Source organism: Kocuria cellulosilytica (assembly GCF_040981245.1).
GTDB classification, from domain to species: domain Bacteria; phylum Actinomycetota; class Actinomycetes; order Actinomycetales; family Micrococcaceae; genus Kocuria; species Kocuria cellulosilytica.
Genome location: NZ_JAVFWZ010000007.1, coordinates 72,117 through 87,576 on the forward strand (window position 1 = coordinate 72,117; position 15,460 = coordinate 87,576).

The window sequence follows — 15,460 nt, forward strand, 5'->3', positions numbered from 1 at the left end:
GTTCGACCTTCGATCGAAGGTCGAGGAACAGCACGCGTTTCCGGACCCGAACCATCTCAAGTTAGGTACCCATGGACTCCTCCACCCCCCAGAACTACTTGGCCGTCATCAAGGTCGTCGGAATCGGCGGCGGCGGCGTCAACGCCGTCAACCGGATGATCGAGGAGGGGCTGCGCGGCGTCGAGTTCATCGCGATCAACACGGACGCGCAGGCCCTGCTGATGAGCGACGCCGACGTCAAGCTCGACGTCGGGCGCGAGCTCACGCGCGGCCTGGGCGCCGGCGCCAACCCCGACGTGGGGCGCCAGGCGGCGGAGGACCACCACGAGGAGATCGAGGAGGTCCTCAAGGGCGCCGACATGGTCTTCGTGACCGCCGGCGAGGGCGGCGGCACCGGCACCGGCGGCGCCCCCGTGGTCGCCCGGATCGCGCGCTCCCTGGGGGCCCTGACCATCGGTGTCGTCACGCGCCCGTTCACCTTCGAGGGCCGGCGCCGGTCCAACCAGGCGGAGAACGGGATCGAGACCCTGCGCGACGAGGTCGACACCCTCATCGTGATCCCCAACGACCGGCTGCTCTCCATCTCGGACCGGAACGTGTCCATGCTGGACGCCTTCAAGTCCGCGGACCAGGTGCTCCTCTCGGGCGTGCAGGGCATCACCGACCTGATCACCACCCCGGGCCTGATCAACCTCGACTTCGCGGACGTGAAGTCGGTGATGCAGGGCGCCGGCTCCGCGCTCATGGGCATCGGCGCCGCACAGGGTGAGGACCGCGCGGTGAAGGCCGCCGAGCTCGCCATCGCGTCCCCGCTGCTGGAGGCCTCCATCGACGGCGCCCACGGCGTGCTGCTGTCCATCCAGGGCGGCTCCGACCTCGGCCTGTTCGAGATCAACGAGGCCGCCCGCCTGGTCCAGGAGGTCGCCCACCCGGAGGCGAACATCATCTTCGGCGCGGTCATCGACGACGCCCTGGGCGACCAGGCCCGCGTCACGGTCATCGCCGCGGGCTTCGACTCGGTGAGCCCCGAGACCAACGCCAACAACACCAACGCGGCCGCGCAGCAGGCGGCGACCACGCGTGCGGCCTTCGGCTCCGGCGCGGGCCAGCCCGCCGGCCTGGGGCGCGCCCCCCAGCGCGGCGGCGCCCCGTCCTTCGGCCAGCCCTCCACCGCGCAGCGGTGGGCCCAGCCGGTGCAGAACGACGACGTGCCCGACGACGCCGGCTTCGACGTCGACCTGCCCGCCGAGGCCGAGGCCGGCGCCGGGGCGGGCTCCGCGCGCAAGGACTCCCTGGACTTCCCCGACTTCCTGAAGTGAGTTCCGCGCCCCGGGGGCGGACGCGGAGGACCCGCGTCCGCCCCCGGGCGCTTTAACCCCGCCGCCGGCCCCCGGCGGCGGCACGACGAGACACGGCAGGAGGCCCCGGTGTTCTGGTGGCAGGACGAGGTCGCGCAGGGCGTCCGGGTGGCGTTCACGGACCGCGGCGCGGGCAATCTCGCGCTGCACACGGGCGACGACCCGGAGGCGGTGCGCTCCCGCCGCGCCGCGCTCGAGCGGTCGATCGGCGTGGCCGGCGGGGCCCTGGTGTTCCTCGACCAGGTGCACGGCACCGACGTCCTGGACGCCGACCGGCAGGACCGCCCGGGCGTGCCGACCGCGGACGCCGCGGTCACGGCGGAGGGCGTGCCGCTGGCCGTGATGGTCGCCGACTGCGTGCCCGTGGTCCTGGTGGGAGAGGGCCCGCAGGGCCCGGTCACCGGCGTGGCGCACGCCGGCCGCCGCGGTCTGCTCGACGGCGTGCTCGAGCGCGCGGTCGAGCAGCTGCGGGGCCGCGGCGCGCGCGGGCTCTCGGCCTGGCTCGGCCCGTCGATCTGCGGGAGCTGCTACGAGGTGCCGGCGGCCATGCGCGAGGAGGCTGCCGCGCGGATCCCCGCGGTCGCCGCCACGACGTCCTGGGGCACCCCGGCCCTCGACCTCCGCGGCGGGGCCCGGGAGCGGTTGTCCGCCCTCGGGGTCGGCGTCGTCGAGCCGACGGGGGCCGCGGGCTCCTCCTGCACCCTCGAGAACGAGCACCTGTCCTCGCACCGGCGGGACCCCGGATCCGGCCGCATCGTCGGTCTCGTCTGGGGCGCCGGTCCCCGCCGACGGGACGCGGCGTGAGCGCGGACCCGGCCGCCGCCGGCGGCGGGAACGACCCCCGGACCCTCGAGCTCGCCCGCTCCCTCGAGCGGGTGCGCGCACGGATCACGGCCGCGGCGCAGCGCGGCGGGGCGGCCGAGGAGCCCGTGCTGGTCGCCGTCACGAAGTTCTTCCCCGCCGCGGACGTGGCCCGGCTGCACCGGCTCGGCGTCCATGACGTCGGCGAGAACCGGGACCAGGAGGCCGCCGCGAAGGCGCGGGAGGTGGCCGGGCTCGTGGACGGTCCCCTCACCTGGCACTTCGTGGGCCAGCTCCAGTCCAACAAGGCGAAGTCGGTCGTGCGCTACGCGTCCTGGGTGCACTCCGTGGACCGGGCCTCCCTGGTCACGGCCCTCGGCAAGGCGGTCCGGCGGCACCGGGAGGCCGTGGCGGCCGGTGACGCGGCGCCCGGTCCGTGCGCGGACCAGGACCTCACGTGCCTCGTCCAGGTCTCCCTGGACGCGGAGGAGCGCCGCGGCGGGGCCCGGCCCGAGGACGTCGTCGGACTCGCCGAGCAGATCGACGGGACCGAGGGGCTGCGCGCCGGCGGGATCATGGCCGTCGCCCCGCTGGGGGCGCCGCCGGGGCCCGCCTTCGACCGGCTCCGGGAGATCTCGGAGCAGCTGCGGCGGACGCTGCCGGAGGCCACGGCGGTGTCCGCGGGCATGAGCCAGGACCTCGAGGAGGCGGTCGCCCGGGGAGCCACGCACGTGCGCGTCGGCTCCGATATCCTCGGCCCCCGGGCGCCCGTAGGATAGCTTGGAGGACGGCCCTGCGGGGCCGGGGCCGTACCGCGTTCCGGGCAGCACGACGGGCGCAGGCGGTCCCAGGATCCCGGAACTCCCCCCACCGCCGATATCCGCACAGACAGTCAAGGAGAGCACCATGGCCGGAGCGTTGCGCCGCACCATGATCTATCTCGGCCTCGCCGAGACGGACGAGGACTACGACGACCCGACGCCGTCCCGCCAGGAGCACCAGTCCGCCGTCGCGGTCCGCGAGGAGCCGCGCGAGGCCCGCGCCCACGAGTCCACCGCGGTGGCCGTGCCGCGCCGGTCGGCCGAGTACCGGGCGCCGGTCACCCCCATCAAACGCGCCCCCTCCAGCTCTCGAGAGGACAGCTCGACCTTGCGCACCATCACCACGGTCCACCCCCGCTCCTACAACGACGCGAAGTCCATCGGGGAGGCGTTCCGCGAGGGCACGCCCGTCATCATGAACGTCAGCGACATGGGCGACGCCGAGGCCAAGCGCCTGGTGGACTTCTCCGCGGGCCTGGTCTTCGCCCTGCACGGCTCCATCGAGCGGGTGACCGGCAAGGTCTTCCTGCTCACCCCGTCCTACGTGGAGGTCGTCGGGCACCCTGCCGGCGGCGAGGACGAGACCGACGACCAGCAGGAGGACTGAGGCGGACCGATGGACCTGTTGCTCTCCGTGCTGTACCTGGCGCTGCACCTCGTGTACGTCGCGCTGCTCGCGCGCCTCGTCCTCGACTGGGTGCAGATGTTCGCCCGCAACTGGCGGCCCCGCGGAGCCGCCCTCGTCGGGGCCTCGGCCGTGTACACCGTGACCGACCCGCCGATGCGGTGGCTGCGCCGGATCGTGCCGCCCCTGCGCTTCGGCGGGGTGTCGCTGGACCTCGGGTTCCTCATCCTCATCTTCGCCGTCAGCATCGTCCAGGGCATCGTCGGCTCGATGCTGATCTGACCCGGCGCTCCGCCGGACGTCGCGCCGGTCCGGCCGAGGACCGGCCTGTACGCTGTAACCGCACGACCACCGGGTGCCGGCCACCGCGCCGCCCCGGCCCCGGTCGGACGGATCCCCCGCCGCGGGCCGCGCCCGCGCCCCGCCCACGAAGGAATGCACTCATGGCCCTGACGCCCGAAGACGTCATCAACAAGCGGTTCCAGCCCACCAAGTTCCGGGAGGGCTACGACCAGGACGAGGTCGACGACTTCCTCGACGAGATCGTCGTGGAGCTGCGCCGGCTGAACCAGGAGAACACGGACCTCAAGCAGCAGCTCGAGGCCGCCGGGCAGCCCGTCGCCCCCAAGGACTCCACGCCCTCGCCCGTCTCCGAGCCCGGCCTCCCGGGCGCGGAGGACACCGCCGGCGCGCCGACCCCCGGCGAGGCCGCCGGCGGCGCCCCGCAGGAGGCGGCCGCGCCCGACGAGGCCGAGCTGCCGGCGACCGGTGCCGCCGAAACCGCCCCGGCGGAGACGGCGCCCGCCTCCGGCGCGGCGCAGTCCGCGGCCGGCGTCCTGGCGATGGCCCAGAAGCTGCACGACGAGTACGTCGCCGAGGGCACGGCCGAGCGCGACCGGATCATCGGCGAGGCCCGCGACCGGGCCGAGGAGCTCGTCACCGAAGCCCAGCGAACGCGCGAGGAGACCCTCACCGCCCTGCAGGAGGAGCAGGCCGAGCTGCAGTCCCGGGTCTCGGGACTGCGCGCCTTCGAGCAGGACTACCGCACCAACCTCAAGACCTACATCCAGGACCAGCTGCAGGACCTGGACACCACCCCGTCGCTCGAGCCCGCGCCGACGGCGGACGGCGCCACCGGCGCGGTCCGGACCGAGCAGGCCTGACCACGGGCCGCGGCGCAGCACCGACGGAGGGACCGGCCACGTGCCGGTCCCTCCGTCGTCGTCCGTCCCGGGGCGCCCCCGGGCGGACGTGGCACCATGGAACGGGACCGCGGTCCCGCCGGCCCGCTCCGCGGGCCGGATCCGAAACCCCGAACCGTCACCCGAGGAGAGCATGAGCGAGCCGCCCGAAGTCCCCGCCGGCGCACCCGAGCCCGGGGTGCCGCGGGGCGTCCTGCTCCTCGCGGCACTCGCCGCGCTGCTCGTCTACACCGCGGACCAGCTCACCAAGTGGTGGGTGGTCTCCCACATGACGCTGGGCGAGCGCATCCCCGTGGTCGAGGGTCTGCTGTGGTGGCAGTTCATCCGCAACCCCGGCGCCGCCTTCTCCCTGGGCGAGGACATCACCTGGGTGTTCACCCTGGTCATGGCGGTCGTCTCGGTCCTCATCGTGCTCACCCTCCGCCGCGTCCGCTCGAGCGCCTGGGCCCTCGCCCTGGGCCTGGTCCTCGGCGGGGCGCTGGGCAACCTGACCGACCGGCTGCTGCGGCTCCCGGGCTTCGGGGTGGGGCACGTCGTGGACTTCATCGCCGTGCCGCGCTTCGCGATCTTCAACATCGCCGACTGCGGAGTGGTCGTGGGGGTGTCCCTCGTGGTGCTCCTGACCCTGCTCGGCCGGGAGCTCGACGGCACCCGCACGGGCTCGCCCGGCCCGGACGCGCAGCGGCTCGAGGCCTCGCCGGAGGAGGGTCCCCGTGGCTGATCCCGGGGAGCACGTGCCGGAGCGCTTCACCGTCCCGCCCGAGCTCGAGGGCCACCGCGCGGACGCCGCCGTGGCCGCCCTGACGGGTCTCTCGCGCTCCGCGGCCGCCGGCCTCTGCGCGGAGGGCCGGGTGCTGCACCGCGACCGGCCGGTCGCCAAGTCCTTCCGGGTCGAGGCCTCCCAGACGCTCACCGTGCACGTGCCCGTGCCCGAGGACCCGGCACGGATCGTGCCCCAGCTCGTCGAGGACTTCCGCGTGGTGCACCTGGACGACGACATCGTGGTGATCGACAAGCCCCCCGGCGTCGCCGCGCACCCCTCGCCGGGCTGGAAGGGGCCCACCGTGGTCGGGGCCCTCGCGGGCGCGGGCGTCACCGTGAGCACCTCCGGGGCCCCCGAGCGGGCCGGCGTGGTGCACCGGCTCGACGTCGGCACGTCCGGGCTGATGGTCGTGGCCCGCACCGAGCGTGCGTACACCGCGCTCAAGCGCGCGTTCAAGGAGCGCACGGTCACGAAGGTCTACCACACCGTGGTCCAGGGCCTGCCGGACCCCCTGCGCGGGACGGTCGACGCCCCGATCGGTCGCCACCCCGGCTACGACTGGCGCTTCGCCGTGGTCGAGGGCGGCCGCACGTCGATCACCCACTACGAGGTGCTGGAGGCCTTCGGCCGGGCGGCGCTCGTGGAGGTGCACCTGGAGACCGGCCGCACCCACCAGATCCGGGTGCACTTCTCCGCGCTGCGCCACCCGTGCTGCGGCGACCTCACCTACGGCGCGGACCCCGCGCTGTCGGCCGGCCTCGGGCTCACCCGGCAGTGGCTGCACGCCGTGCGGCTGGGCTTCGAGCACCCCGGGACGGGGGAGCCCGTCGAGTACGGGAGCCCGTACCCGCCGGACCTCTCCTTCGCCCTCGAGACGCTGCGCGACGGCGGACCCGCCTGAGCCGGCCGCCCGGCCCCGGGCCTGGGACGGGACGTCCCGGCGCGGCCGCCCCCGTCCGGGGCGCCGCCGCTCCGGGCCCGGTCGCGGCACCCCGCCGGGCCCCTGCCGGCGGGGCGGCGGGGTCCGTGCGGGCCACTACACTGGTCGGGTGACGACGGCGACCGGCAAGAACAGCTTCACCCACCTGCACGTGCACACCGAGTACTCCATGCTCGACGGTGCGGCACGGCTCGACGACCTCTTCGAGGCCTGCCACGAACAGGGCATGACCTCCCTCGCGACGACCGACCACGGCTTCGTCTTCGGCGCCTTCGACTTCTGGAACAAGGCCCGCAACGCGGGGATCAAGCCCATCATCGGCGTGGAGGCGTACCTGACGCCGGGCACCGCCCGTTCCGACCGCACCCGCGTGAAGTTCGCCGACGGCGGCCGGGACGACGTCTCGGGCGGCGGCGCCTACACGCACATGACGCTGCTCGCGGAGACCACCCAGGGCATGCAGAACCTGTTCCGCGCCTCGTCCCTCGCGTCGCTCGAGGGCCAGCTGTACAAGCCGCGCATGGACCGGGAGCTGCTCAGCACCTACGGCAAGGGGCTGATCGCCACGACCGGCTGCCCCTCGGGGGAGGTCCAGACCCGCCTGCGCCTGGGCCAGTACCAGGAGGCGCGGCAGGCCGCGGCGGAGTTCCGCGACATCTTCGGCGCCGAGAACTTCTACTGCGAGCTCATGGACCACGGCCTGGGGATCGAGAAGCAGGTCACCGGGGACCTGCTCAGGCTGGCCAAGGACCTGCAGCTGCCGCTCGTGGCCACCAACGACCTGCACTACACCCACGCCGAGGACGCGAAGTCCCACGCGGCCCTGCTGTGCGTGCAGTCCGGCTCGACCCTGGCGGACCCGAAGCGGTTCAAGTTCGACGCCGACGAGTTCTACCTGAAGTCCCCCGCGGAGATGCGGGAGCTCTTCCGCGACTTCCCGGAGGCCTGCGACAACACCCTGGAGATCGCGGAGCGGTGCAACGTCGAGTTCGACACCTCGGCGAACTACATGCCCCGCTTCCCGACCCCCGAGGGCCACGACGAGGAGTCCTGGTTCGTCGAGGAGGTGCAGCGGGGCCTGCACCACCGCTTCCCCGGCGGGATCCCCGAGGACGTCCAGCGGCAGGCGGACTACGAGAAGGGCATCATCCTGCAGATGGGCTTCCCCGGGTACTTCCTGGTGGTCGCGGACTTCATCAACTGGGCCAAGAACAACGGGATCCGGGTGGGCCCGGGCCGCGGCTCCGGGGCCGGCTCCATGGTCGCCTACGCCATGCGCATCACCGAGCTGAACCCGCTGGAGCACGGGCTGATCTTCGAGCGCTTCCTCAACCCGGACCGCGTGTCCATGCCCGACTTCGACGTCGACTTCGACGACCGCCGCCGCTCCGAGGTGATCCACTACGTCACGGAGAAGTACGGCGACGAGCGCGTGGCCATGATCGTGACCTACGGCACCATCAAGGCCAAGCAGGCGCTCAAGGACTCCTCGCGCGTGCTCGGCTACCCCTTCTCGATGGGGGAGAAGCTCACCAAGGCCATGCCGCCGGACGTCATGGGCAAGGGCATCTCCCTCAAGGACGTCTACGACGACTCCGCCAAGCGCCACGGCGAGGCCGACGAGCTGCGCGAGGTGCTCGCCCAGGACCCCGAGGCGAAGAAGATCTTCGAGACCGCCGAGGGCCTCGAGGGCCTCAAGCGTCAGTGGGGGGTGCACGCGGCGGGCGTGATCATGTCCTCGCACCCGCTGATCGACATCATCCCGATCATGCGCCGCGAGCAGGACGGCCAGGTCATCACCCAGTTCGACTACCCCACGTGCGAGGGGCTCGGGCTGATCAAGATGGACTTCCTGGGCCTGCGCAACCTCACGATCATCTCCGACGCCCTTGAGAACATCACCCTCAACCAGGACGGCTTCGTCCTCGACCTCGAGAACCTCGGGCTCGGGGACGCCGAGTCCTACGAGCTGCTGGCCCGCGGCGACACCCTGGGGGTGTTCCAGCTCGACGGCGGGCCCATGCGCCAGCTGCTCAAGCTCATGCGCCCCGACAACTTCGAGGACATCTCCGCGGTCATCGCCCTGTACCGCCCGGGTCCCATGGGCGCGAACTCGCACACGAACTACGCGCTGCGCAAGACCGGCCAGCAGGAGATCACCCCGATCCACCCGGAGCTCGAGGAGCCGCTCGCGGAGATCCTCAACACCACCTACGGCCTGATCGTCTACCAGGAGCAGGTCATGGCGATCGCCCAGAAGGTCGCGGGCTTCTCGCTCGGCCAGGCGGACATCCTCCGCCGCGCCATGGGCAAGAAGAAGAAGTCGGAGCTGGACAAGCAGTACGAGGGCTTCCACGGCGGCATGGCCGAGCGCGGCTACTCCGAGGCCGCGATCAAGGCCCTGTGGGACATCCTGCTCCCGTTCTCGGACTACGCGTTCAACAAGGCCCACTCCGCGGCCTACGGTCTCGTGTCCTACTGGACGGCGTACCTCAAGGCGCACTACCCGGCCGAGTACATGGCCGCGCTGCTCACCTCGGTGGGCGACGACAAGGACAAGCTCGCCCTGTACCTCACGGAGTGCCGCCGGATGGGCATCACCGTGCTGCCCCCGGACGTCAACGAGTCCGCGCTGAACTTCACCCCGGTGGGCACCGACATCCGCTTCGGCATGGGCGCGGTGCGCAACGTGGGCGCCAACGTGGTCAGCGCGATGGTCGAGGCCCGGGAGGAGCACGGCGCCTTCACCTCCTTCAACGACTTCCTCGCCAAGGTCCCCGCCGTGGTCTGCAACAAGCGCACCATCGAGTCCCTGGTCAAGGCGGGCGCCTTCGACCGGCTGGGCCACACCCGGCGCGGGCTCGTGCTCTGCCACGAGGAGGCCGTGGACGCCACGGTGGCCGTCAAGCGCCAGGAGGCGGCCGGGCAGTTCGACCTCTTCGGCGGCATGGGCCTGGACGACGAGGACCCCACCACGTCGCTGACCGTCGCGGTGCCGGACGTGCCCGAGTGGGAGCGCAAGGACCTGCTGGCCTTCGAGCGCGAGATGCTCGGCCTCTACGTCTCCGACCACCCGCTGCGCGGCCTCGACGAGGCGCTCGGGCAGTACGCCGACACCTCGATCCAGCCGCTGCTGGGTGAGGACGGCCGGCCCGACGGCGCGGTCGTGACCGTGGCGGGGATGATCACCTCCCTGTCGCGGCGGATCGCCAAGACCTCGGGCAACGCCTACGCGCGGGTGGAGCTCGAGGACCGGACGGGCTCGATCGAGGTCATGTTCTTCGGCAAGGCCTACGCCCCCATCGCGGGCGTGCTCGCGGAGGACCTGATCTGCGTGATCAAGGGCCGGCTGCAGCGCCGGGACGACGGCTCGGTGACGATCTCCGCGCAGGAGCTCACCGTGCCGGAGCTCTCCGCCGACGGGCACAGCGGACCCGTGCTCATCGCCCTGCCCGAGTTCCGCGCCACGGAGGAGACGGTCAAGGAGATCGGCGCGGTGCTGCGCAACCACCGCGGGGACTCCGAGGTGCGCATCCACCTCGAGACGCGCCAGAAGGTGCAGGTGCTGCGCCTGGGCCCGGACCTGCGGGTGAACCCCTCGCCCGCCCTGTTCGGGGACCTCAAGGTCCTGCTCGGCCCGACCTGCCTGGAGGTCTGAGCCACCGGGCGCCCGAGCGCAGGACCCGGCGCCCGCGGCCGGTCGCCGCGGTGGAATACCATGGGAGGCGTGACTACTGCTGAGACGACCACGACTCCCGCCCTGCGAACGATCGACCTGCGCGGCCGGCACCTGTCCTGGTCCGAGCTGCGGGCGGCCGTGCCCCGGCAGAGCTCCACGTCGCTCGCCTCGGCGCAGCAGGCCGTGGAGGAGATCCTCGCCGCGGTCCGCACCGAGGGCGCCGAGGCCCTGCGCCGCTACGCGCGGCGCTTCGACGGGGTGGAGCAGGCCTCCCTGCGCGTCGACCCCGCGGAGATCCGCCGGGCCGTCGAGGAGCTGGACCCCGCCGTGCGCCGGGGCCTGGAGACCGCGATCGAACGGACCCGGGCCTTCGCGCGGGCGCAGCGCCCGGCCGACGCCCGGGTCGAGGTCGCTCCGGGCGCCGTGCTCGTGCACCGGTGGACGCCCCTGCGCCGGGCGGGCCTGTACGTGCCCGGCGGGCTGGCCGTGTACCCCTCGTCCGTGGTCATGAACGTCGTCCCGGCCCAGGCCGCCGGGGTCGGCTCGGTGGTGCTGTGCAGCCCGCCGCAGAAGGAGTTCGGCGGCCTGCCGCACCCCACGATCCTCGCCGCCGCCGGGCTGCTCGGCGTGGACGAGGTCTGGGCCATCGGCGGCGCCCAGTCGCTGGCCGCCATGGCCTACGGGGTCACCGACGGCGAGGACGTCCTCGAGCCGGTCGACACCGTGACCGGCCCGGGCAACGTCTACGTCGCCACGGCCAAGCGCCTGCTCCGCTCCGTGGTCGGGGTGGACGCCGAGGCGGGGACCACGGAGATCGCGGTGCTGGCCGACGACACCGCCGTGCCGGCCTACGTGGCCGCCGACCTGATCTCCCAGGCCGAGCACGACCCCGCCGCCGGTGCCGTGCTGATCACCCACTCGCCGGGGCTCGCCGAGCGGGTCGCGGCGGAGCTCGCCGGGCAGGTGCCCGAGGCGAAGCACCGGGAGCGGATCAGCACCGCCCTGTCGGGGCCGCAGTCCGGGATCGTGCTCACCGACGACCTCGACGCCTCGATCGCCGTGGCCGACGCCTACGCCGCCGAGCACCTCGAGATCCACACCGCCGACCCGCAGGAGGTCGCGGCCCGCGTGCGCAACGCGGGGGCCATCTTCCTGGGCCCCTACAGCCCCGTCCCGCTCGGCGACTACGCGGCGGGCTCGAACCACGTGCTGCCCACGGGCGGGACGGCGGTGCACGCCCAGGGCCTGTCCACCACCGCGTTCATGAAGGCCGTGCAGATCGTCGAGTACACCCAGGACGCGCTGTCCCGGATCGGGGAGGACATCGTGGCCGTCGCCCGCTCCGAGGACCTGCCCGCCCACGGGCGGGCCATCACGATCCGCACCGGGAGCTGATCCGACCGTGCACTGCCCGTTCTGCCGTCACACCGACTCCCGCGTCGTCGACAGCCGCACCACGGACGACGGGACGGCGATCCGCCGCCGCCGCCAGTGCTCAGAGTGCGGCCGGCGGTTCACCACGCTCGAGACCACCACGATCTCGGTGATCAAGCGCTCGGGCGTCACCGAGCCCTTCGACCGGCAGAAGATCGTCAACGGGGTGCGCAAGGCGTGCCAGGGCCGGCCGGTGAGCGAGGACGACCTCGCGATGCTGGCGCAGGAGGTCGAGGAGACGATCCGGGCGCTGGGCGCCGCGGAGATCGAGGCCCACGAGGTGGGGCTCGCGATCCTGGCCCCGCTGCGCCGGCTGGACGTGGTGGCCTATCTCCGCTTCGCCAGCGTCTACCAGGCCTTCGACGGCCTGGGCGACTTCGAGGAGGCCATCGACCTCCTGCGCCGGCAGCAGGCCGAGCAGACCGGGCAGCAGACCATCCCCGCCACCGTGGAGCCGATCGGCGCCGCCAAGCGGCGCCCCGGCCGGCGTCCGCGCGGCAAGGGGGTCGAGGGCGTCTCCCAGCCGCGGCTGCTCTGACGCCCCGCCCCGGCCGGCACGTCCCGGCGTGTCTCTTGCCGCAGGCCGCGGCGGAGCCGTAGAGTGGGGACCACAAGCTCCCGCCGGGGGCCGCGGAGGGGAAGCCGCGGCTCCCGGCGGGTTTTTTCGCGCCCGCAGGACCTTCCGGTCCCGACGACGACGCCCGGTCACCTCCACGTGGAGGTGACCGGGCGTCGTCGTCGTCGGGACCCGGCTCAGCTCTCCGGCTCGTGCGGGATGCCGGCCCACAGGGCGGCGCCCACGATGCCGGCGTTGTTGCGGAGCTCGGCGACCTTCAGGGGCGTGCGCAGCTCGAGGAAGGGGAGGAACTTCTCCGCCTTCTTCGACACCCCGCCGCCGACGACGAAGAGGTTGGGCGAGAACAGGAACTCCACGTGGCTGAAGTAGCGCTGCAGCCGGGTGGTCGCCCACTTCTTCCACGGCATGTCCTCGCGCTCGCGCGCGGCGGCGGACGCCCTGGTCTCGGCGTCGTGGCCGTCGATCTCCAGGTGGCCCAGCTCGGCGTTGGGCACGAGCTTCCCGTTGAGGATCAGCGCGGAACCGATCCCCGTGCCCAGCGTGATCACGATGACCAGGCCTTTGACCCCCCGCCCGGCGCCGTAAACGGCCTCGGCCAGCCCCGCGGCGTCGGCGTCGTTGAGGGCCTCGACCGGGCGGCCGAGCCGTTCGGTCATGAGCGCGTCCACGTTCGTGCCGATCCAGGACTTGTCGATGTTCGCCGCGGACAGTGCGACGCCCTCCTTGATGATCGCCGGGAAGACGATGCCCACCGGCGAGTCCGGGGCGGGGGCCTCGGGGCGGGACTGCAGCTCCGCGACGATCTGCTCCACCACCTCGGCGACCTTCTCCGGAGTGGCGGGGCGGGGCGTCGGGATCCGGAAGCGCTCGCCGACGAGCTCGCCCGTGTCGAGGTCCACGATCCCGCCCTTGGTCCCGGTGCCGCCGAAGTCGATGCCGATCACGCGGCGGTTCGGGACGGCGGCGGCGTCGCGGTCTGGTGTGGTCATGGAGCGGTCCTCTCGTGGGGCCGTGGTCGGATGATCAGGGGGCAGTCTACGGCAGGGGCTACGGAAGGGTGAGGACGTCCACCCCGTCCTCCGTGACCGCGAGGGTGTGCTCGAACTGCGCGGTGCGCCGCCGGTCCCGGGTGGTCACGGTCCAGTCGTCGTCCCACTGCTCCCACTGGATCGTGCCCAGGGTCAGCATGGGCTCGATCGTGAAGACCATGCCGGGGACCATGGGGGTGGCGTAGGAGGGCGCGGCGTCGTAGTGCGGGACGATCAGCCCGGAGTGGAACTCCCGGCCCACTCCGTGTCCCGTGAAGTCCCGCACCACGCCGTAGTCGAAGCGCCGGGCGTACTTCTCGATGACCCGGCCGATGACGTTGATCTCGCGGCCCGGGCGGACTGCCTTGACGGCCCGGTTCAGGGCCTCCTCGGTGCGCTCGACCAGCAGCCGGGACTGCTCGTCGACCTCGCCCACCAGGAACATCCGGTTGGTGTCGCCGTGGAAGCCGTTCTTGTAGGCCGTGACGTCCAGGTTGATGATGTCGCCGTCCTCCAGCACCGTGGAGTCGGGGATGCCGTGGCAGATCACCTCGTTGAGGGACGTGCAGATGGACTTGGGGAAGCCCCGGTAGCCCAGGCAGGAGGGATAGGCCCCGTGGTCGCACATGTACTCGTGGGCGATCCGGTCGAGCTCGTCCGTGGTGGTGCCGGGCACGGCGGCCCGGCCGGCCTCCTGCAGGGCGCGGGCCGCGATCCGGCCCGCCTCGCGGATGCGCTCGATCTCCTCCGGGGTGTAGACGTTGCCGCCGCGGCCCTCGTCCGGCTCCGCCCGGCCGACGTACTCCGGGCGGGGGATGGCGGCCGGCACGGGCCGGCCGGGGGTCACGGAGCCGGGCACGAGCGTCCCGACGGGAGCGGTGCCGCCGGGGGCGGGCGCGGTGAGGTTGTGCGTGGGCACGGGGGTCTGGACCTCCTGGATCGGGTGTGCCGGCCCCGTCCGGGCCGGTCCGGGCCTAGGATCTACCCTAGCGCCCCGGGCACGGAGCCGGCCCGGTCGTCCGGCCCGGCGGCCGACGAGAGGAGAGGTCATGAGCGAGTACTGGTTCAACGTCTACACCCACCAGGTGGAGGAGGGCCCGCAGTCGGACTACCGCAAGCTGCTCGGGCCCTACGCCACGCGCGAGGAGGCGCAGAACGCCCTGAAGCTCGCCGCGGAGCGCACCCGGCAGTGGGACGAGGAGGACCGCGCCTTCGACGAGGGCTGAGCGGCCGGGCGCCGGGGGCGCCGCGTCCGCGGGGGTCGCTCAGAAACCGTGCTCCGGGCCCGGGAAGGTCCCCGAGCGGACGTCCTCGACATAGCGGCCCACGGCCTCGGTGACCACGCCGTGGAGGTCTGCGTACTGCCGGACGAAGCGCGGCATCCGGCCCCGGCGCAGGCCCAGCATGTCCTGCCACACCAGCACCTGCCCGGTGGTGGCGGGGCCGGCGCCGATGCCGATGGTCGGGACCTCGAGCGCGGCGTCCACCGTCGCGGCGGCCTCGGCGGGGACCATCTCCATGAGCACGCAGAAGGCCCCGGCGGCCTCGAGGGCGCGGGCGTCCTCGACGAGCGCGTCCGCGGCGTCGCCGCGTCCCTGCACCCGGTACCCGCCCAGGGCGTGCTCGCTCTGCGGGGTGAAGCCGATGTGCGCCACCACGGGCACCCCCGCCTGGACCATGGCCTCGACGTGCCGGGCGAACCACGCCCCGCCCTCGAGCTTCACCGCGTGCGCGCCGCCCTCCTTGAGGAAGCGCACCGCGGTGGACACCGCCTGCTCGGGGGAGGCCTCGTAGGAGCCGAAGGGCAGGTCCACCACCACGAAGGCGCGCTCGGCGGCCCCGGACACGGCCCGGCACAGCGGCAGCAGCTCGTCCACCGTGACGGGCAGGGTGCTGGAGTGGCCCAGGACGTTGTTGCCCGCGGAGTCGCCCACCAGCAGCGAGTCGACCCCGGCCGCGTCGAAGATCCCGGCCGTCAGGGCGTCGTAGCACGTGAGCATCGTGAACTTCTCGCCGCGGCGCTTCGCCTCGCGCAGGTGGTGCGTGCGCACCCGGCGCACGTCCAGCGCGCCCGGTGCCGGGCGGGGTGTCTCCTGGGTCATGGCCCCACCCTATCGGGCGCGTCCGGCCCCGCCCGTCCCGCCCGGCGGACGCGGCGGGGCGCGCGTTAGAGTGGGCGGGACAGCAGTCGTGCCCGGCCGGCACAGCACGCGCGGGCGGCCGGAGCCGCGG

General features: G+C 73.3%; 15 protein-coding genes. 12 read left to right on the plus strand and 3 right to left on the minus strand.

Features of this window, described 5'->3' with window-relative positions:
- The first annotated feature begins 71 nt into the window (after positions 1–71).
- From ftsZ to nrdR, 11 genes are all read left to right on the plus strand, one after another.
- A complete protein-coding gene (ftsZ, locus tag RCG67_RS11640) occupies positions 72–1,319 on the plus strand; it encodes a cell division protein FtsZ (RefSeq protein WP_058873713.1) in 1,248 nt (415 codons plus the stop codon).
- Positions 1,320–1,427: 108 nt separating this feature from the next.
- Positions 1,428–2,162 carry a purine nucleoside phosphorylase YfiH/LACC1 family protein gene (locus RCG67_RS11645; RefSeq protein WP_368826408.1) on the plus strand — a complete coding sequence of 245 codons (735 nt, stop codon included), beginning with the start codon at positions 1,428–1,430 and terminating at the stop codon, positions 2,160–2,162.
- Positions 2,159–2,938, plus strand: coding sequence for a YggS family pyridoxal phosphate-dependent enzyme (locus RCG67_RS11650; RefSeq protein WP_368826410.1), 780 nt, complete (start codon positions 2,159–2,161; stop codon positions 2,936–2,938). Before RCG67_RS11645 ends, RCG67_RS11650 begins: the two co-directional genes overlap by 4 nt.
- A gap of 127 nt (positions 2,939–3,065) precedes the next feature.
- Complete coding sequence (locus RCG67_RS11655) at positions 3,066–3,587, plus strand: cell division protein SepF (protein ID WP_298586808.1); 522 nt, start codon at positions 3,066–3,068, stop codon at positions 3,585–3,587.
- A 9-nt stretch (positions 3,588–3,596) separates the two neighbouring features.
- On the plus strand, positions 3,597–3,887 hold the full coding sequence (locus RCG67_RS11660; RefSeq protein ID WP_368826412.1) for a YggT family protein: 291 nt from the start codon (positions 3,597–3,599) through the stop codon (positions 3,885–3,887).
- Between the two features lie 161 nt (positions 3,888–4,048).
- Entirely contained in the window at positions 4,049–4,768 is a 720-nt protein-coding gene (locus tag RCG67_RS11665) for a DivIVA domain-containing protein (protein ID WP_368826413.1), read from the plus strand.
- A 172-nt stretch (positions 4,769–4,940) separates the two neighbouring features.
- Positions 4,941–5,528: a signal peptidase II gene (lspA, locus tag RCG67_RS11670; protein WP_368826414.1), complete on the plus strand. Its 588-nt coding sequence runs from the start codon at positions 4,941–4,943 to the stop codon at positions 5,526–5,528.
- 13 nt (positions 5,529–5,541) lie between these two features.
- Positions 5,542–6,471, plus strand: coding sequence for an RluA family pseudouridine synthase (locus tag RCG67_RS11675; protein ID WP_368826568.1), 930 nt, complete (start codon positions 5,542–5,544; stop codon positions 6,469–6,471).
- A 148-nt stretch (positions 6,472–6,619) separates the two neighbouring features.
- A complete protein-coding gene (gene dnaE, locus RCG67_RS11680; RefSeq protein WP_368826415.1) occupies positions 6,620–10,168 on the plus strand; it encodes a DNA polymerase III subunit alpha in 3,549 nt (1,182 codons plus the stop codon).
- A gap of 60 nt (positions 10,169–10,228) precedes the next feature.
- Positions 10,229–11,584: a histidinol dehydrogenase gene (gene hisD / locus RCG67_RS11685; protein WP_368826417.1), complete on the plus strand. Its 1,356-nt coding sequence runs from the start codon at positions 10,229–10,231 to the stop codon at positions 11,582–11,584.
- A 7-nt stretch (positions 11,585–11,591) separates the two neighbouring features.
- Positions 11,592–12,161: a transcriptional regulator NrdR gene (nrdR, locus tag RCG67_RS11690; protein WP_368826418.1), complete on the plus strand. Its 570-nt coding sequence runs from the start codon at positions 11,592–11,594 to the stop codon at positions 12,159–12,161.
- A 215-nt stretch (positions 12,162–12,376) separates the two neighbouring features.
- Here nrdR and ppgK read toward each other — a convergent pair whose 3' ends face one another.
- Together ppgK and map are read right to left on the minus strand one after the other, a co-directional pair.
- Positions 12,377–13,189 (minus strand): polyphosphate--glucose phosphotransferase, encoded by an 813-nt coding sequence (ppgK, locus tag RCG67_RS11695; RefSeq protein WP_368826419.1) that lies wholly within the window; start codon positions 13,187–13,189, stop codon positions 12,377–12,379.
- A 58-nt stretch (positions 13,190–13,247) separates the two neighbouring features.
- Complete coding sequence (map, locus tag RCG67_RS11700) at positions 13,248–14,147, minus strand: type I methionyl aminopeptidase (protein ID WP_368826420.1); 900 nt, start codon at positions 14,145–14,147, stop codon at positions 13,248–13,250.
- A 130-nt stretch (positions 14,148–14,277) separates the two neighbouring features.
- Between map and RCG67_RS11705 the strand changes: the two genes are divergently transcribed.
- Complete coding sequence (locus tag RCG67_RS11705; RefSeq protein ID WP_157571329.1) at positions 14,278–14,454, plus strand: SPOR domain-containing protein; 177 nt, start codon at positions 14,278–14,280, stop codon at positions 14,452–14,454.
- Positions 14,455–14,493: 39 nt separating this feature from the next.
- Here the strand turns inward: RCG67_RS11705 and panB are convergent, their stop codons facing one another.
- Complete coding sequence (panB, locus tag RCG67_RS11710) at positions 14,494–15,330, minus strand: 3-methyl-2-oxobutanoate hydroxymethyltransferase (RefSeq protein ID WP_368826421.1); 837 nt, start codon at positions 15,328–15,330, stop codon at positions 14,494–14,496.
- Positions 15,331–15,460 lie beyond the last annotated feature (130 nt).